Consider the following 16,915-nt stretch of genomic DNA (forward strand, 5'->3'; position numbering starts at 1 on the left):
GTTTTAGCACTAATTTTTGCTCCACTCATAAGCATTCCAAGTAAAACCTACCCCATGATGACCTAAAATATGAGGTTTTATACCTTGGATATTTTTAGCAAAAACTAAAGGATAATCAATATAAGCTATAAATAAAAACGCAGGATCTTTATATAAAGCATCGATAAATTCTTTATAGTGTTTTTTTCTTTCATTTACATCAAGTGAATTTCTAGCCTTTGTTAAAGCCTCATCAACTTTAGCATTTTGATAATGGCCAAAATTCCATCCACTTGAGTTTAAAGCACTATCTTGAGAGCTTGCAAAAACTCTAAAGGTATGAAAATCAGGATCATAAGGACTACCCCAACCCACCAAAAAGCTATCAATTTTCGTATAATCAAAACTTCCACTTGGCTTAGCTACCGCTTTTGCTTTTATGCCAAGCTTTAAAAACTCACTTTGTAAGATATTTACCAAAGCTATTCTTAGTGGATCTTCACTCATAGCATACATTTCAAAGCTAAATTCTTTGCCATCTTTTTCTAAAATTCCATTTTTATTTTTTACAAAACCTGCTTTTGCTAAAAGCTCATTTGCTTTTTTTACATCATAAGCATAGCTTGCAAATTCTTTAGGATTTGCCCATGATTTTTCTAAAGGATGATTTGCTACTTTTCCAAAAGAATGCAAAAGTGAATTTATAATAGCTTGTTTATCGATAGCATAATTTAGTGCTAAACGCACATTTTGATCTTTTAAAAACTCATGATTAAGATTAAACATCAAAGCACGATAATCAGCCGAAGGCTCTATAAGCATTTTAAAGTTTTTATCATTTGCAAAATTTGAAGCTAGAGCAAAATCAACCAAAGCCACATCAATAGAACCATTTTTAAGCTCAATAGCACTAATACTTGGATCTTTAATGTGTTTTAGTATGAGTTTTGGTGTTTTTACTTTAGCTAAATGATAATTTTCATTTGCTTCTAAGATCATGTATTGACCTTGTTTCCATTGCTTTAGCTTATATGGTCCTGTTCCTATAGGCATTTGGTTAAATTTAGTGGTATTTAAATTTTCTTTTTCAAGTAAGTGTTTTGGTAAAATCCCTACACTCAAAGCATCTAAAAATGCAGGAAAAGGCTTTGAAAGTGTGATAAACAAGTGATAATCATCGATGATTTTTACTTCCTTAACTGCGTCAAAATTTACTTTTGAAGGTGAATTTAGCTTCTCATCTTTTAAAGCATTTATACTAAATTCCACATCTTTAGCGCTAAATTTAGTCCCATCATGCCACAACACATCATCTCTTAAAGTAAATTCATAAACAAGCCCATCTTTGCTAACTTTCCAAGAACTAGCAAGATCAGGCGCTAATTTCATATTCTCATCAAAGCGTGTAAGCCCTGAAAACACAAGAGCAATTGCCACATCATGATCTTCACTAAAAAGCGGATTTACACGCTCTGGTTCATTTTCCACTGCTATAACAATCGTATCTTTTGGCGTGATAGCAAAAAGATTTAAAGCACAAAAAAGCATGATAAAAAATCTCAACATAAAAAGCCTTTCTTATAAAATAAAGTGAAATTATAACGCTTTTTAATCATAAGCTTTGGTAAAAATTTCATTTTTATCATCAAATAAAAGTTGCAAATACCTCTCATACTGCTTTAGTATATCTACGATGATTTCTTGCTCGTTTAAATACTCTATATTATAACCATTACGCGAATCAGCAAAGAAAGTCTGTGGCTCAAAAATAAATTCTTTAGAATAAGTTGGCATAAATTTATCATCGATTATGCTTTGACTTGCTTGTTTTTTTACCACTTGCACTCCATAGATAAAATCTTTTGCAAATTCTTTTTTTATAATCAAACTTATGCTTGATTTTTTTTGAACAATTTGTGTTTTTAAGCCATAGTTTTTTAGACTTTGATCAAGCAACTCCATAGCATTTTTAACTTTAGTATTTAAGAAATTTTGTATGTCTTGTTCTTTACTTTGTTTTAAAATTCTAGCTAGTCTTTCTTGCCAAAATTCCCCTGAAAAATACACACTACTTTGACTAAGCTTAGTTAAAGAGTAATTTACATCTACGATTAAACCTTTAAGCAGTGAAAAACACATCAAACAAAGCAAAAAAGCAAAAGGTAAAGCCACTATCATAGTGATACTTAAAATCGCCCCCAAACCACCTGAATACAGCAAAGAAGTAGCTAAAAGTGCAAGTACAAAACCCCAAAGGATATTTTGCCATTTGTATGGCTCATGAGCCCCACCACTGCTTAAAGAATTTAACACAAATATCCCGCTATCTGCTGAAGTGATGAAAAACAAAGCTAAAACCAAAAGCGCAAGCAAAGAGCTAAAATAAGAAAAAGAAAAATTTTGTAAAAAATAAAAAAGCAAGCTTTCGGGTGCTGAAGTAAAAGGGCTTAAGATATCATTGAAATTTAAAGCACTATTACCAAAAATGCTAAACCAAAGTATATTAAAACTAGTAGGCACTACAAGCACACCAAAGATAAATTCCCTTATCGTTCTACCACGAGAAATTTTAGCGATGAAAAAGCCTACAAAAGGCGCCCAACTAAGCCACCAAGCCCAATAATAAATAGTCCAGTTATTAAACCATTCTATATGTTCTTTTTCATAATAATAAGTCTTAAAGCTCAAAGAAATTAAATTTTGCAAATAATTGCCAATATTAGAGCTAAATTGTGAAAGGATTTGAATGGTGTTGGTTGAAAAAAGCACAAAAAGCATTAAACACACTGCAAAAACCAAATTTGCCTCGCTTAAAATTTTTAAGCCCTTTGTCAAACCGCTAATCGATGAAAGCGTAGCTAAAGAAATGATGATGATTATAATCACGCTTTGTTCTAAAAAGCTTTGTTCGTTTAAAATGCCTAAATTTAAAAAGCCAGCATTAAGCTGAGAAGCACTATAACCAAGTGTGGTACTAATGCCAAAAACCGTGACAATCAAAGCTAGCATATCGACTAAATTTCCCCAAAAGCCATAAATTTTGTCTTTAAGCAAAGGGTAAAAAGCGCTACGCAAACTAAGAGGCATTTTATATCTAAAACCAAAATACGCCATAGCCAAAGCACACACCCCATAAATAGCCCATGGGTGAATTCCCCAGTGGAAGATAGTATGTAGCATAGCTTCTTCATCGCTTGTTTGCAAGGCTTTTTTATGTATGAGAGGTTCAGCCACACCAAAATACATAAGCCCCACACCCATACCCGTAGCAAAAAGCATAGCAAGCCATGAAGTGAATTTAAAATGAGGTTTTTCATCATCATCGCCGAGCTTGATATCGCCAAATTTTGAAAGAGCAAGTGCTAGCATAAAACACACAAAAAAACTCACGCTTAATATATAAAACCATGAAAAATTTGAAAAAATTCCACTTTTAATATGATTGATAAAATCATTTGTAAGCTTAGGCAAGAAAATACAACTAAGACTTAAGATGATTATAATGCTAATGCTTGGGATAAAAACTGATTTTTTAAAACTTGTCTTTAGCATGGTACTCCTTTTTTGGATAATTTTCATTATACCATAAGCTAAATTCCAAAATATCTTATATAAAAATATATACCATTTTCTCAATAAATAAAGATATATCTTTTAGTTTCTCTTCGTATAGATAAAATAAAAAATTTGCAAACATAATTAACAATACACTCACATTAAACCCGTAGAGAAATTTTTTATTATGTTGAAAATCATGCGATAATGAAATTTTTAAAAGAAATGCGAATAAAGCATAAAGAGTATTTCCCATAAATAAAGCTATAAATGACATAACAAAAATCAGTCTATATATGCTTGATTTATCTATATTTGAAAAAACAGAATTTGAAAAAACCAAACCACTTACAAAAGTTAAAACAATAGAAGCAAAAATACCTAAAATAGTGATATATTGAGTTTGTTGCTTGCTAAGGTTGTCTTTTATATTATTGTAGTTTTTATAAAGCTCATTATATTCATCTTTTATCTTTTTTATTTTACCATCAGAATCTTGTAATCTGACACACTCTAAATTAATATGATCATAAAAATCTTTAATTTTTTCTTTAATACACTTATCGCAATTTTTATCATCTAATTTTTCCTCAAGCATTCTCACATTTTGAGCTAATGTCATCAAATCTTGTTCTCTGTCGCTTTTTGTAATATTTAATATTATCGTCGTAAGCTCTGAATACTTATGCTTATATTCTGTTTTATAAATTGCGATTAACTTTTCTACAATGTCATCACAACTACTTTCTAAGCTTTGCTCATTATATATTTTTTCTATAATTACTTTTAGTTCCTTATGTTCTTCTTTAAAATTCATTTTTGGCTTCTTGTTTTATTAATTTCTTATCGATAATTTCCTTTTTATTTTCTTTAAAACTCTGCTCCCATGCTCCACCTTTTCTATGACTTTTTTCAACAAGAATCCAATAAGATTGTTTATTACATTTTTTAATCGAATCATTAATTGTATCCAATTCATCATTGTCAAGATTTAATTGAATTTCTTCATTAGGCTTATCTATAGAATTAGCTCCATAATTTCTGTATTCACAATAAACATCTCTAGCAACAGGGCCATACTTCCAAGCTTCAAAATCATCATTAATAAGATGTTTATCAAATTTTTTAATATAATCAAGTTCCGTAAAATATAAAGTTTTTTGTAGTTCTAAATTACTCAAATCTTTATCTGATTTATAAAGAATATATTTTGCTAAATCTAAAGCATTAACCATTGTTACTCCTTTAGTTTGTTTTATTAATCATATCAACATATAAAATCCTAATCAATTGTTTAAAGTATATCATATATAAATTTAAACACCTATTATTATTATTTTATTTCATCTTGAATTATTGTTTTTTCCATTTTTATATTTTTCAACTTGGCACTATGGAGTTTTTACGTGCGGTTTTTTGGAGTGAGAATATCACTAAAGCTACAAGTATAAAATACACCACCGATAAACTAAGCAATAAAAGGTAAGTAGCATTGCTGTCTTTTTCTAAAAAGCTTCCAAACACAGGAAGCATTAAACTAGGTTTTGCAAGTAGTGCAAAAATGCAAACTATATAAGAAATACCAATGATGATTTTTCTTATAATTTCTTGCTTATCATCAAGTAAAATAAATTTCAATACAAAAAATACAAAAAGACTTATAATAGCAATATGTGTATACAAAGCTACAAAATCTAAAAAATTAAAAATCACATAAAAAAAGCTAACAAAAATATATAAATTAGTAAAAATATTGAAAGAAAGTATCGGTAAAACTATAAATAACAAAATCAATATATAAACAAAATTGTTTTTTATAAATTCATCTAGCTTGCCACTTTCTTTGTTTATATTTAAACCAAAGATATTATAAGTCGTTTTATTGTGTTCTTTAAAGATATAGCTTTCGTTAGTATCTACTTGAACGATGTGATATTTTGCATGATTTTCTATGCTGGGTTGTTTAAATTTATCAAGTACAAAATAAAAAACACTAAAAAGCATGATGATGATAAGTAGATTATGAAATACCTTTAGCAAGTCTGTATGATGATCACAAAGCTTGCGATAAAAAACAAGTTGCCATTTGTCTATCCATTCTTTAGAAAACATCTTGGGCTTTTTCTCTTCTAGTTCTATCTCTTTACAATAAAGCTCGTATTTGTGAAACTTTGAAGCTTCCAAAAGATTATTATCTTTTATCAATGCATTTTTAAAAACTCTAAAAGAATCTCTAAAATCATTTGCAAATTTATCTAAAGATTTTTGATATTGTTCGTTTTTATTTTTATTAAAATATTCATGCTCTTGTTTGATCTGTTTTTCCAAATCATCAAATGTAAAATTTAAAGTTATATTTAAAGCATTAAAATTATCTTTCAAAATTATTTGAGAAAAATTTGGAGCTTTATCAAAAATTGCTCCATACAAACAAGCTATTTTATTAAATTCGCACTCGTGAAAATCAGCATAACTATAAAATTTAGAATTGTTAAAATAGGCATTATCTTCAAAACGAGCATTTGAAAAATTTAATTTTGCTTTATTATCCTTATCTCGTTCATATCCAAATTCACTATCCACAAAATAAGATCTATTTTCAAATTTGTTTTTCCACAAATTTATATTTTCTATAGTGCAATTTTTTATAAAAAGATATCCTTCAAATATGTTTTCTTGTAGATTTAAAGATATGATTTTTGTATCATTTTGCTTATCATGGCATTTTATAAAAACCAAATGGCTTAAAAATCTATTATTGTACATGCATACTCTTCTTTTAAATTTACATTGATTAAAAAATAATATTTTTTCAAAAGTAATATTTTCTAATTTTATTAATGCTTTTTCAAAAGTACAATTATAAAAATATAAATTGGCTTTTACAATACAATCATTCTGCGATTGTTTATTGTTTAAACTAATACTACATTTACTAAAAATGATATTACATTGTACATTGCTCTTATTATATAATGAAGATATATCTAATGTTTCTTCGCAAACCATATACCATTCCTCATCATCAGAAAACAACTCATTTTTTTGTCTAAGGATTTCCTTTTTTAGTTTTATTACTCCTGTATCACTTGGTGTGTATATATTATCCTTTTTTATTTTTAGAACCTCAGCTAAATTATCTTTAATTTTATCTTCATCAACTTTATCCTTACCATTCTGATGTGTTTTTTTACAACATTTCTCTAAAGTATGAAGTATTTTTTCAAGTGTTTCTTTTATCATTTCATCTTCCTATATTTCAACTTGGTACTATGGAGTTTTTACGTGCGGTTTTTTAATACCCCCCCCCCTTTTTTTTTTGTCAAAATTCATTTATTTCGTGATATAACTTTATCAAATGCTCAATAGATGTGTCTAAAATAGGTTCATACATAAAAGAATTTATATGAATGTTATCTGAAGTTATTGCTAAAGCTTTTTTAATTATAAAATCTTGTTTTTTATTTATTACATTTTGCTCTTTGGCTAATTTATATAATTTTCTAGTTTGATCTTTGGTAATTTCGTTTTGCAAATTAACTTTAGATAATATAAATTCTTCTACTCTTAATCTAATACCAATTGATAAGACAATTTTGTTTTGCAATTCTATAGGATTAATATCGTTGGAATTTACAATTTCATCACAAGTTTTATAAATAAAATCTAACAAACTATCATCTTCTATATTAACCTGATATTCTTGCATATGGCTTGTTAAAACATCTAATACTTGTTTCACTTTTATATTTCTAGTGTTATCTTTTATATGCAAGCAACTTGTCAGTAATAAATATTCTTTATCATGTTCATTTTTAGTATATTCTAAAATATTTCTAACAAATGGTATTAGAGTGATAAAATTTTTCTCAATATTTCTATTGTTTTCTTTAAGAGATTTTATAAACTCTTTAGTATATTCACCTCTTTTAAATATAATTTCTCTCTCATCATTTCTATGTATCATAAATTTTAATGCACCGAATCTCGCTACAGCTCTATAAAAATCAAAATTATGTGTCATAACTATAATCTTAAAATTTGCATTTTCTCGTATCTCATCAAGATACTCCGTAACAGCATGTTTATTTTTATAGTCAAAAGAATCTACAATATCATCAAATATGAACAAAATAGGCTTGTTTGTATTTTTTTGAGCTTCTATTTCAAATAATATCTGTAAAATATATAAAGCCCTTTTTTCTCCATTACTTAAGATATCTTCTAACTTCTCTTTATTAATAATTCTTTCATTTGAATTATCTTTAAATCTAAATACAAATTTTGCCACTTCATTTTTTAATAAAACATCGTCCTGATTTTCTATATCAACCTCAAAAGGAACTATAAATCTACTATTAAATATTTCTATAATCTTTTTCCATGATTCTTGCTCTTGCTTTGACGCACTTATAATTTGTTGTATTCTCTCTTTTTGATTTTCATACAGTGAAACTAAATTTTCAATTTCCTCTATTTTTTTATTAAGATATGAAAATATTACTTCTTTTCTAAAATCTTCATAATTAATTAATTTTAACAATATTCCCTTATTTTTATTAATTGCTTCTTTGAAATCTTTTAAATTTTGATTTTTTGTAATCTTTTTTTCAATTTCATCAAATCTACTTTTTATCTCTTTGTTCTCTAAAATTCTATCAATTTCGTTTTGTATTAAATTATTTAAATTTTCGCTTGTTGTTATCTCTTGATTAGAAATTAATAATTTATGGTTTGCTAAGAAAAATCTATCATCGCTTAAAGCACTTTGTAGTTCTTTGATTTTATGCGTTCCAAATTCTCCATTTTCTGTTTTTTTGAAAATGTCAGATGATGATAAGATTTCATTATATTTATAAAAATACTCTTGTAAAAGATTCCTATTTGCATCAACAAATTCTTTTACTTTGTTTTTATCATCAAAGATATCGTGGTATTTAAACTCATAATTTTCTTTTATTTCTTTTATAAAATCAATATTATCCGATAAAATTTGATAAAAATTTTTATTTGAAAATACTTTTAAAATTTCTTTCTCACAATCAGAGCTGCCTGTATATTTTTTTAAACTTTTTAATAAACTTTTCTTTTGCTTATCTAGTTCTGAAAAAATTTCATCATACTCTTTTTTTAACTTAGGACTAGCCATGAAAGTAGTTACACTTTTAGAAGAATCAAATTCTTTATCATAAGAATCAAAAACAAAAATATCTTCTTTTTTAATTTTTTCGCCATTAAATTCAATATCAGCTTTTGGTATTCTTTCTGAAAATATTTCGTCTTTAATTTGCTTATCATCTTTAATGCTTTTGAATATTTTTGCAAAAGAAGTCTTAAAAATACCATTTTGAGCATAAAACAATACAACATTTTTATTTGAAAAATCAAACTCTTTTTGTAGCCTCCCTATGCCATAGCAATTTTCTAAATCAAGTTTTAATTTCATTTTTATTCCTTATTTTCAATGATTTTTATTTCTTCTTCGGTTAGGTTGTAAAGTTTATAAACGATAGAGTTTATTTTATCTTCTTGGATTTTGGTGTTTGCGTTTTTATCTTGCTCTTTTAAATTTAAAATCTCATCGACTAAGCTTATAAGCTCGTTTGCTAGTTTTTCATTTTTAGAATTTATTTTTGGTATAGGAAGTCTTTCTAAAAATGCCTTTTTATATCTAAATCCATTTTCGCCTAAGTTTCCACCGGCGTAAAATGTTTTAAATATAAAAGCCACAAAATCATTGTTTAAAAAAGCAATAAGATATTTTAGATTTTCCCCCGTTAAAATAAAACTTGTTGCTTCTGCGTAAAAATTTAACTTTGTATCTAAATAAAATTGCGGGCTTCTCACGATTTCACTATATACTATTTTTTCCTTTTCAAACTGTGATAAATAATCTTTATTTGGATTGTTATCTAATTCAAGCCAATGATGTTGTCCTAAATATGGTTTTTGATCCGTTATGGGCTTATTAGTGCATTGTCCCCTAGCTTGAAGTTTTTTCTTGTATTGTTTTAAATGATTATATATAGCAGGATATTCTTTTTCTAAAATTTTATAACTTCCAAATTCAAAAACTATAATCCACAAATTCGCCCACTCATAACTATATCTTTTTATATCTCTACCGCGTAGCATTTTGCGTATGAGTTTGGCGGTGCGTTCTTTTTCGGCTTCATCTTTGCATTTAGCTAGAATTTCATCTCTTTTTTCAGTAGTGATGATAAAGGCTTCATTATAGCCCGTTTTTATACCATAGTTTATATTAAGCCCATGCCAGTCTTTAAGCGGAGTGCCGTGTTTTTCTATCTTTGCTTTTAGTGCGTTTGTGCTTTCATCGTTAAAAGTAAAGCTTTCTTTGCTTAAAGAGTTTTGTGCGATTTTGTTAAAATTTAAAATGCTTTCTATGCTAAAGTCGTTTTCTTTTAAAAGCTCGGTGTTTGGGGCTAGGTACTTAAAGCTATTATCTTTAGTTTTTGCTTTTTCAAAGCTTAGTATGGAAGTATCTACCGTGGCACTATCAAAGACTTTTATACCATTTAGATCGATGTATTCTAAAAGTGTGGTATTTTTGAGTAAAAACTCTCTTAAAGCTTCTCCATAACCTGCTCTTGTGTATTTGTTTGAAGTAATGAAAGACAAAACACCATTTTGCTTTAGCACATTAAACCCAAGCTCATAAAAGTAGGTATAAATGTCGCTTGTGCCTTTATATACCTTATAGTTTTTGGCTAAATTTGGTTTTAGTTCTTTGATGTCTTCTTGTCTGATGTAAGGTGGATTGCCGATGATGAGATCAAACCCTTGAAAGCTCCCGCCCTCATCAAGCACTTCGCTAAATTCAAAACGCCATTCAAAAGGATTTGCACTTTCTAAGTCAAATATACTCTCATAAAGCTTTTTAAGCTTTTTAAATTCTTTCTTAGCGGCACTTTCATCAAAGTCAAATTCAAACATATTTTTAGAGAAAAATGCTCTAAAATTCTCATCTTTTTCATCTTGTGCTAAAAAATCGCCGTATTTTTTAGAGTATTCATTAGCGCCGTTGGTAAGTTGCTTGATCTCTTTGGCAAATTTGTCTTTTAAGCAGAAATTTTTAAAAGATTCTTTGAGGTTTTTGATCTCTTTTGCGATGAGAGTTTTGTCGGTGTAAAAGCCTTCTTTGTAGTCTTTGACTATGCGTTTGTATTTATCCATGCGTTCTTTGATGTTGGGGTAGTGAGAAAGGCTTTTGTGAATTTCAAAGTAGCTTATTAAAGAATTTCCGCATTTTATGTTGATATCGATGTTTGGTAGGGTTTTAAGATCATGATAGTTTGCATCATCAAAGCTTTCATAAAAGCTGTGTTTTAAAAGCTCTATCCAAAGTCTTAGCTTAGTGATCTCGCATGAGTTTGGGTTGATATCTACTCCAAAAAGGTTGTTTTCTATGATGTCTTTTTTACGCTCGAAAAGTTCTTTTTGACAAAGGTGGGTTTTGTCTTTGTCAAAATCAGGGCGTTTATACTCTAAAAACTGACCTTTGTGATTTTGCACTAAAATTTCATCATTTTGCACGCTTAGGTAAAAGTCCTCTTCAAACAAGCCAAGCTCATAATGCACCATAAGCATGGCATTTAAAGCTGAAACTAAAAAATGTCCACTTCCCACCGCAGGATCGCAAATGCGTATGGAACTTAGCAAGGCTAGTTTTTGTTCTTGAGGGATTTTTTCTTGACGCAACTGGGTTCTTAGCTCGTTTAGCTTGGTGGCATTTAGCTTAAAAGTATGGTTAAACTTATCTAGCACGACTTTTTCTATGCTTGCTTTACACATATATGAAGTGATAAAGCTTGGGGTATAAAAACTACCTTCTTTGTAGCCATTTAGCTTTTCAAAGACATTTCCTAAAACGCTTGAGTTGATGAGTTCTTTTTGTTTGATGAGTTCTTCGCTTTGCTCATCTGCTCCAAAATCAAAGCTGTCTAAAAACTCAAACAAATACTCAAGCAAACCTACTTTGCCTTTTTTACTTTTTCCTTTGTCATCTTTTAACTGCGTGTGTGGGTGATACTCTAGCAAAGCATCGTTTTCCAAAGTAGCGATTTCTAGTGTAGTTTTTTCGATGGCTTGTTTTTCAAAAAGTGATGAATTTAAATAAGGCAAATAGCTAAATTTACTCTGCACTCTTGTGTGCTTTTCTTTAGCTAAGATATCAAAGAAAAGGTGTGAAAGGGTAGTAAAATTTGGAATTTTTTCATAGTTTAGAAATTTAAGGGTTTTATCATCATTAAATCTAACTAAATTAGACTCAATAAGCTTTAAAAATAAAATGCGGTTTAGCCAAAGTATGATGAATTTTAACACCTCTTCAAAGTCATGCTTTGGAAGTTTGCTCGCTATGAGATGATAAAGCGTGCCTTGGGCTTGTTTGCTTTGCTCACTTTGTGTGATGATGAATTTAGAAAGCTGTTTGCTCTCGCTTAAACCTAGGATGTACAAAAGCTCTTTATAGAATGCGTTGTTTAGTGAGTTTGCGTCATTTGGGCTAAATTCATTTAGCAAAAAGTCTCTATGAAAGGTTTTAAAAATGCTTGCTAGGTTTTTGAAATTTGACTTTTGCTTGTCTTTTAAAAAGGCTAAATCGATGAAAAAACCTTTTAAGCTTTCTTTGGAATTTTCTATAAGTTTGCTTGCTTCTTTGTAAAATTCATCAGTGTTGCCTTTAAAAAGTGAATTTGGGCTTTGAAATTCTTCAAAAAGCTTTTTAAAGCTTGTGTTTTTATAAAAAAGCTCTTCAAATTCACTAGCTTTGAAAATGTAGAATTTATAAAAGTCTGTGATGATGATAAATTTCAAACTAAAACTATACTCTCTGTTTCTAAAATAATACAAAATGGCTTCATGCAAGGCTTTGGAATTTGGCTTTGTATGGGTGATGAATTCTTTTGAGTTGGGCTTTTTAGCTTCGATGAGAACTTCTAAGTCTTTGCTAAGCTCATCTTTAGCAATGGCTAAATCAATCTCGCTTTTGCCTTTTTGTTTGGTTTTGATGTGGGTTTTGAAATTTAGCGTGGTTAAAAATGGACTAAGTGCGTTAGCTACAAGATAGTCTTCATTTTCATTTTGTGAGCTTTCAAGCCTTTCTAGATACTGCATTAAAGCCTTGCTAAAAGTGTCAAATTCATTTTGTGTGATTTGCTTTTTGCGGTAGTAAGGGTTGAAAAAATCTTTTTCATTTAGCAAAGTAAAGTGCATTTTTAACCTTTATAAAGAATATTTTGTATTTTACTAAAATTTACTTTAAAGGATTGAAAAGACTTTGTGAAAATATAAAAACAAATAAACTGATAATCAATAAAAAATTATTAAATAATATTTAATTTTACATTTTTTGTACTAAGAAATTTTTAATTTTATTGATATACAATAAGTTTATATCAAAAAAATGTCAAGGAGGCAAAATGGGAAAAATTTTAGTTTTCTGCTTAGCACTTGTTTCTTTTGTTTGTGCTAAAAATGAATTTTTTACAAGTGAAGTAAGCTCACTTTACTTAAGCAAAAATGATACAAAAGCTGTTGGTAGATTGCTACCTACAAATCCTTTTGAAGTATTAAAAACTGATGGAGATAAAGTTTTAGTTAAGATCACAGGCTATGTTAATTCTGCTTCGCCTTCTGTGCTTTATTGCAACGATAGTCAAAGAATCATCGTTGCTGCATTTTCCAAAAATACAAAACTTGATTTTAAAACTTACACTAAAAGTAAAAATGGCAAATGGGATAAAGCTAGTATAGAAGTTTGGACTGATAAGAAAGATTTTGCAAAAAGCAATAAAGAAATGTTTATAAAAGCAAAAGAACTTTATATGAATAATTGCGGAATTTGTCATAGTGTTCATAAAGAAAGTGAATTTAGCGCTAATGGTTGGCCTGCTACTTTTAGATCAATGGTAAATAGAACAGGAATTGATAAAAAAGATCATTGGTTAGTGATACAGTATTTACAAAAAAATGCAAAAGATTTTAAGGAGGTAAAATAAAATGGGACTTGATAGAAGAAAATTTTTAAAAATTGGTGCTGGTTTAAGTGTATTACCTCTGGTTCCTAGTTTGGTTATGGGAAAAAGCGTTGAAGCTTCAACTATAAATTCAGGTTTAGTAAAAAATGGAAGCGTGATAACAGCAGCACATTGGGGAATTTTAAAGCTTACCATTAAAGATGGCATTGTGATCAAAAGTGAGCCATGGGAAAAAGTAACACAAATTGACAATCCCTTACAACACTATACAGCAGATATGATCTATAAATCACGTGTGAAATATCCTTATGTAAGAAAAAGTTATCTTGAAAATCCTGACAATCCAAAGCCTGAGCTTAGAGGAAAAGATGAATTTGTGCGTGTAAGTTATGATGAGGCTATAAAACTTATAGCAAAAGAACTTAAAAAAACAAGAGAGCAAAAAGGAACTCAAGCTATATTTGGTGGAAGTTATGGGTGGAAATCTAGCGGAAATATGCAAAATTGTAGAATATTACTTCATAGATTTTTAAATGTCACAGGTGGGTTTGTAGGGACTACTGGAGATTACTCAACCGGAGCTTCTCAAGTGATCATGCCTTATGTTGTAGGCTCCATTGAAGTATATGAACAACAAACTTCATGGGAAAATATTTTAGAACATTCCAAAATAGTAGTTATTTGGGGTGCTAATCCTATCGCCACTTTAAGAATAGCTTGGACTTCAAACGACCAAAGAGGTTTGCAGTATTTTGAAAAATTAAAAAATAGTAAGATCAAGGTTATTTGTATAGATCCTATAAAAACTGAAACTGCTAAATTTTTAAATGCACAATGGATCTCCCCAAGACCAAATACAGATGTTGCTATGATGATAGGTATGGCTAGTCATCTGATCGAAAAAAATAAAGTCAATTATGAATTTTTAGAAAATTATACAAGTGGTTTTGATAAATTTAAAGCTTATTTAGATGGCAAGAATGATGGTATTAAAAAAGATGTAAAATGGGCAAGCAAAATTTGCGGGATTGATGAAAAAACCATTAAAACACTAGCTGAAAGCTTTTATGATAACCCTACCATGCTCATGAGTGGTTGGGGTATGCAAAGAGCTCATCATGGTGAACAACCTCATTGGATGTTAATAACCCTAGCTTCAATGATCGGACAAATTGGTACTAAAGGAGGTGGCTTTGGCTTAAGCTATCACTATAGTAATGGCGGGGTTCCATCATGCAAAGGTGGTGTTATAGGAGGTATTACAGCAGGAGCTGTGGGAATTTGGGAAAATGGAAAATTTAAGGGGTTACCAAAAGCAGGAGTTAGTCAAGGTGGTGCCGAATGGCTGCAAAATGCTGCTAGTTATTCTTTTCCAGTAGCTAGAATAGCTGATGCTTTGTTAAATCCTGGAAAAGTTATAGACAATAATGGTTCTAAGATAACCTATCCTGATATTGACTTTATTTATTGGGCGGGTGGAAATCCATTAGTTCATCATCAAGATACAAACAATAATGTAAAAGCATGGCAAAAACCAAGAACTATAGTTATAAATGAAATTTATTGGACTCCAACTGCCAAAATGGCAGATATTGTAATGCCTACCACAAGTTCTTACGAACGAGATGATATTACCATGAGTGGTGATTATTCTAATATGAATATAGTTCCAATGAAGCAAGCGGTATTACCAATAGGCGAGAGTAAAGATGACTATGAAATTTTTGCTGATATTTGTAAAGTGTATGGAGATGATGTATTTAATGCTTATACTGAAAACGGTAAAAATACAAAAGATTTTATCAAAGAATACTACAATAGCGCTTTAAAACAAACTCAAGCTTATGGGGATGTATTTGAACCAAAAATGCCAAGTTTTGAAGAATTTTGGGCGAAAAACGAGCCTATAACTTTTTCTCCAACTATAGAAAGCATGGAATGGGTTAGATTTTCTGAATTTATCGAAGATCCTATCTTAAATGCTCTAGGCACTGAATCAGGCTTGATAGAAATTTACTCAAAAACTATCGAAAAGTATAATTATAAAGACTGCAAAGCACATCCAATGTGGATGGAACCAATAGAATGGCTAGGAAATGCTACCAAAGAAACACCTTTTCATCTACTAACCAATCACCCAACAAATAGACTCCACTCGCAAATGTGTCATACTTCACTGCGTGAAAAGTATGCGGTAAATGGTAGAGAGCCTATATTGATTAACCCAATTGATGCTAAAAAACTTGGAATCAAAAATGGCGATATTGTAAGAGTTTTCAATAAAAGAGGTCAAGTTCTCGCGGGTGCTGTTGTAACAAAAGACATTATGCCAAATGTTGTAAGATTATGCGAAGGTGGGTGGTATGACCCAAATGATGAAGGAATGTGCAAATACGGAAACGTAAATGTCTTGACTATTGATATGCCAACTTCTGAATTAGCAAACGGAAACATTTCCCATACAAGCTTAGTAAATATAGAAAAATACAAAGGATTACCGCCTGAAATAACAGCATTTACAGCTCCAAAAGGTGCTGAATAAAGCATTCTTTCTTAGAAGATAATTTCTTCTAAGAAAGCTAGATTTTTCAATCCATATGTTGTATCTTATTATAGATTTTATTATAAATTAAAATCACGTATAACACTTTATAATACAACCAAAAACAAAAAAGCTAAAAATAAACCAATTCAACTAAATAACTAAATTAGTCAACTAATTTACTATTTTCATAACACATAATCCTAACCTAACTAAAATACGTAAAAACCAAATTTATCAGATTAATAAAAAAATATAAGCAATTAAAACAAATAAAAACAAAGACGTAAAAACTAAAACCTATCAACTACAATGGATTTAAATATCAAATTAAAGTATTGCTATTAGAAAACTACTATCCCGCCAAAAAACCCACCACAAACTCACTTACAAATACACTACTTATAAAACAAAATCTATACCATCCTAACACTAAAATAATTTATTTTACAAGCTGAATAATAAAAAACCTAAAACTAAATCAAACAACTAAAAATAAGAATTAAAGCCCATCTGTAGTCAATAACCAAGCTGACTAAACCACTAAATAAAAACAATAAAAAATAAAATAATAACCCCCCCCCAAAACCCACCAAATAACAATTCAATAACCAACCACACAAATCTAGGCCATAAGAAACAACCCATAAAACCATAAAATTCAAAAATAAAATAGAATAACTAATAAATAACAAAAACAACACATAAAACTAAATTTTATAAAATAATAAAAAATAACTCTAATCAACACTAACTAATTAGAAATTTTCACAAGCTAACCAAACAACATATAGAACTAAATTTTATAACCAAATAGAAAAATAACAACTAACAATAATCC

9 protein-coding genes are annotated in these 16,915 nt (G+C 29.3%); 2 read left to right on the forward strand and 7 right to left on the reverse strand.

Annotation, left to right across the window (positions count from 1 at the left end):
• Window positions 1-9 precede the first annotated feature (9 nt).
• From CAMP5118_RS03800 to CAMP5118_RS03830, 7 genes are all read right to left on the reverse strand, one after another.
• Window positions 10-1,545, reverse strand: coding sequence for an ABC transporter substrate-binding protein (locus CAMP5118_RS03800; protein ID WP_337216643.1), 1,536 nt, complete (start codon window positions 1,543-1,545; stop codon window positions 10-12).
• A gap of 42 nt (window positions 1,546-1,587) precedes the next feature.
• Window positions 1,588-3,531, reverse strand: coding sequence for a BCCT family transporter (locus tag CAMP5118_RS03805; RefSeq protein WP_257927721.1), 1,944 nt, complete (start codon window positions 3,529-3,531; stop codon window positions 1,588-1,590).
• 55 nt (window positions 3,532-3,586) lie between these two features.
• Window positions 3,587-4,351, reverse strand: a complete 765-nt coding sequence (locus CAMP5118_RS03810; protein ID WP_263702281.1) for a hypothetical protein — start codon at window positions 4,349-4,351, stop codon at window positions 3,587-3,589.
• The gene (locus CAMP5118_RS03815) at window positions 4,341-4,769 is read right to left on the reverse strand and encodes a Panacea domain-containing protein (protein ID WP_263688009.1); all 429 of its coding nucleotides are present in this window, start codon (window positions 4,767-4,769) and stop codon (window positions 4,341-4,343) included. Before CAMP5118_RS03815 ends, CAMP5118_RS03810 begins: the two co-directional genes overlap by 11 nt.
• A gap of 145 nt (window positions 4,770-4,914) precedes the next feature.
• Window positions 4,915-6,774: a pentapeptide repeat-containing protein gene (locus CAMP5118_RS03820; RefSeq protein ID WP_442863226.1), complete on the reverse strand. Its 1,860-nt coding sequence runs from the start codon at window positions 6,772-6,774 to the stop codon at window positions 4,915-4,917.
• 82 nt (window positions 6,775-6,856) lie between these two features.
• The gene (locus CAMP5118_RS03825; RefSeq protein ID WP_337216645.1) at window positions 6,857-8,980 is read right to left on the reverse strand and encodes a hypothetical protein; all 2,124 of its coding nucleotides are present in this window, start codon (window positions 8,978-8,980) and stop codon (window positions 6,857-6,859) included.
• A 2-nt stretch (window positions 8,981-8,982) separates the two neighbouring features.
• Entirely contained in the window at window positions 8,983-12,768 is a 3,786-nt protein-coding gene (locus CAMP5118_RS03830) for a type IIG restriction enzyme/methyltransferase (protein WP_337216646.1), read from the reverse strand.
• Window positions 12,769-12,974: 206 nt separating this feature from the next.
• On the opposite strand from CAMP5118_RS03830, the gene CAMP5118_RS03835 reads away from it, so the two are divergent.
• Together CAMP5118_RS03835 and CAMP5118_RS03840 are read left to right on the forward strand one after the other, a co-directional pair.
• Window positions 12,975-13,553, forward strand: coding sequence for a cytochrome C (locus tag CAMP5118_RS03835; RefSeq protein WP_337216647.1), 579 nt, complete (start codon window positions 12,975-12,977; stop codon window positions 13,551-13,553).
• 1 nt (window position 13,554) lies between these two features.
• Window positions 13,555-16,074 (forward strand): molybdopterin guanine dinucleotide-containing S/N-oxide reductase, encoded by a 2,520-nt coding sequence (locus CAMP5118_RS03840; RefSeq protein ID WP_337216648.1) that lies wholly within the window; start codon window positions 13,555-13,557, stop codon window positions 16,072-16,074.
• The last annotated feature ends 841 nt before the right edge of the window (window positions 16,075-16,915 follow it).

The sequence above is a fragment of the Campylobacter sp. LMG 7929 genome, assembly GCF_024723595.1.
GTDB lineage: Bacteria > Campylobacterota > Campylobacteria > Campylobacterales > Campylobacteraceae > Campylobacter_D.

Bases quoted from the DNA above. Each gene is read 5' to 3' on its own strand.
- CAMP5118_RS03805 (WP_257927721.1), bottom strand. From the start codon at position 3,531: ATGCTAAAGACAAGTTTTAAAAAATCAGTTTTTATCCCAAGCATTAGC.
- CAMP5118_RS03840 (WP_337216648.1), top strand. From the start codon at position 13,555: ATGGGACTTGATAGAAGAAAATTTTTAAAAATTGGTGCTGGTTTAAGT.
- CAMP5118_RS03800 (WP_337216643.1), bottom strand. From the start codon at position 1,545: ATGTTGAGATTTTTTATCATGCTTTTTTGTGCTTTAAATCTTTTTGCT.
- CAMP5118_RS03810 (WP_263702281.1), bottom strand. From the start codon at position 4,351: ATGAATTTTAAAGAAGAACATAAGGAACTAAAAGTAATTATAGAAAAA.
- CAMP5118_RS03830 (WP_337216646.1), bottom strand. From the start codon at position 12,768: ATGCACTTTACTTTGCTAAATGAAAAAGATTTTTTCAACCCTTACTAC.
- CAMP5118_RS03825 (WP_337216645.1), bottom strand. From the start codon at position 8,980: ATGAAATTAAAACTTGATTTAGAAAATTGCTATGGCATAGGGAGGCTA.
- CAMP5118_RS03835 (WP_337216647.1), top strand. From the start codon at position 12,975: ATGGGAAAAATTTTAGTTTTCTGCTTAGCACTTGTTTCTTTTGTTTGT.
- CAMP5118_RS03815 (WP_263688009.1), bottom strand. From the start codon at position 4,769: ATGGTTAATGCTTTAGATTTAGCAAAATATATTCTTTATAAATCAGAT.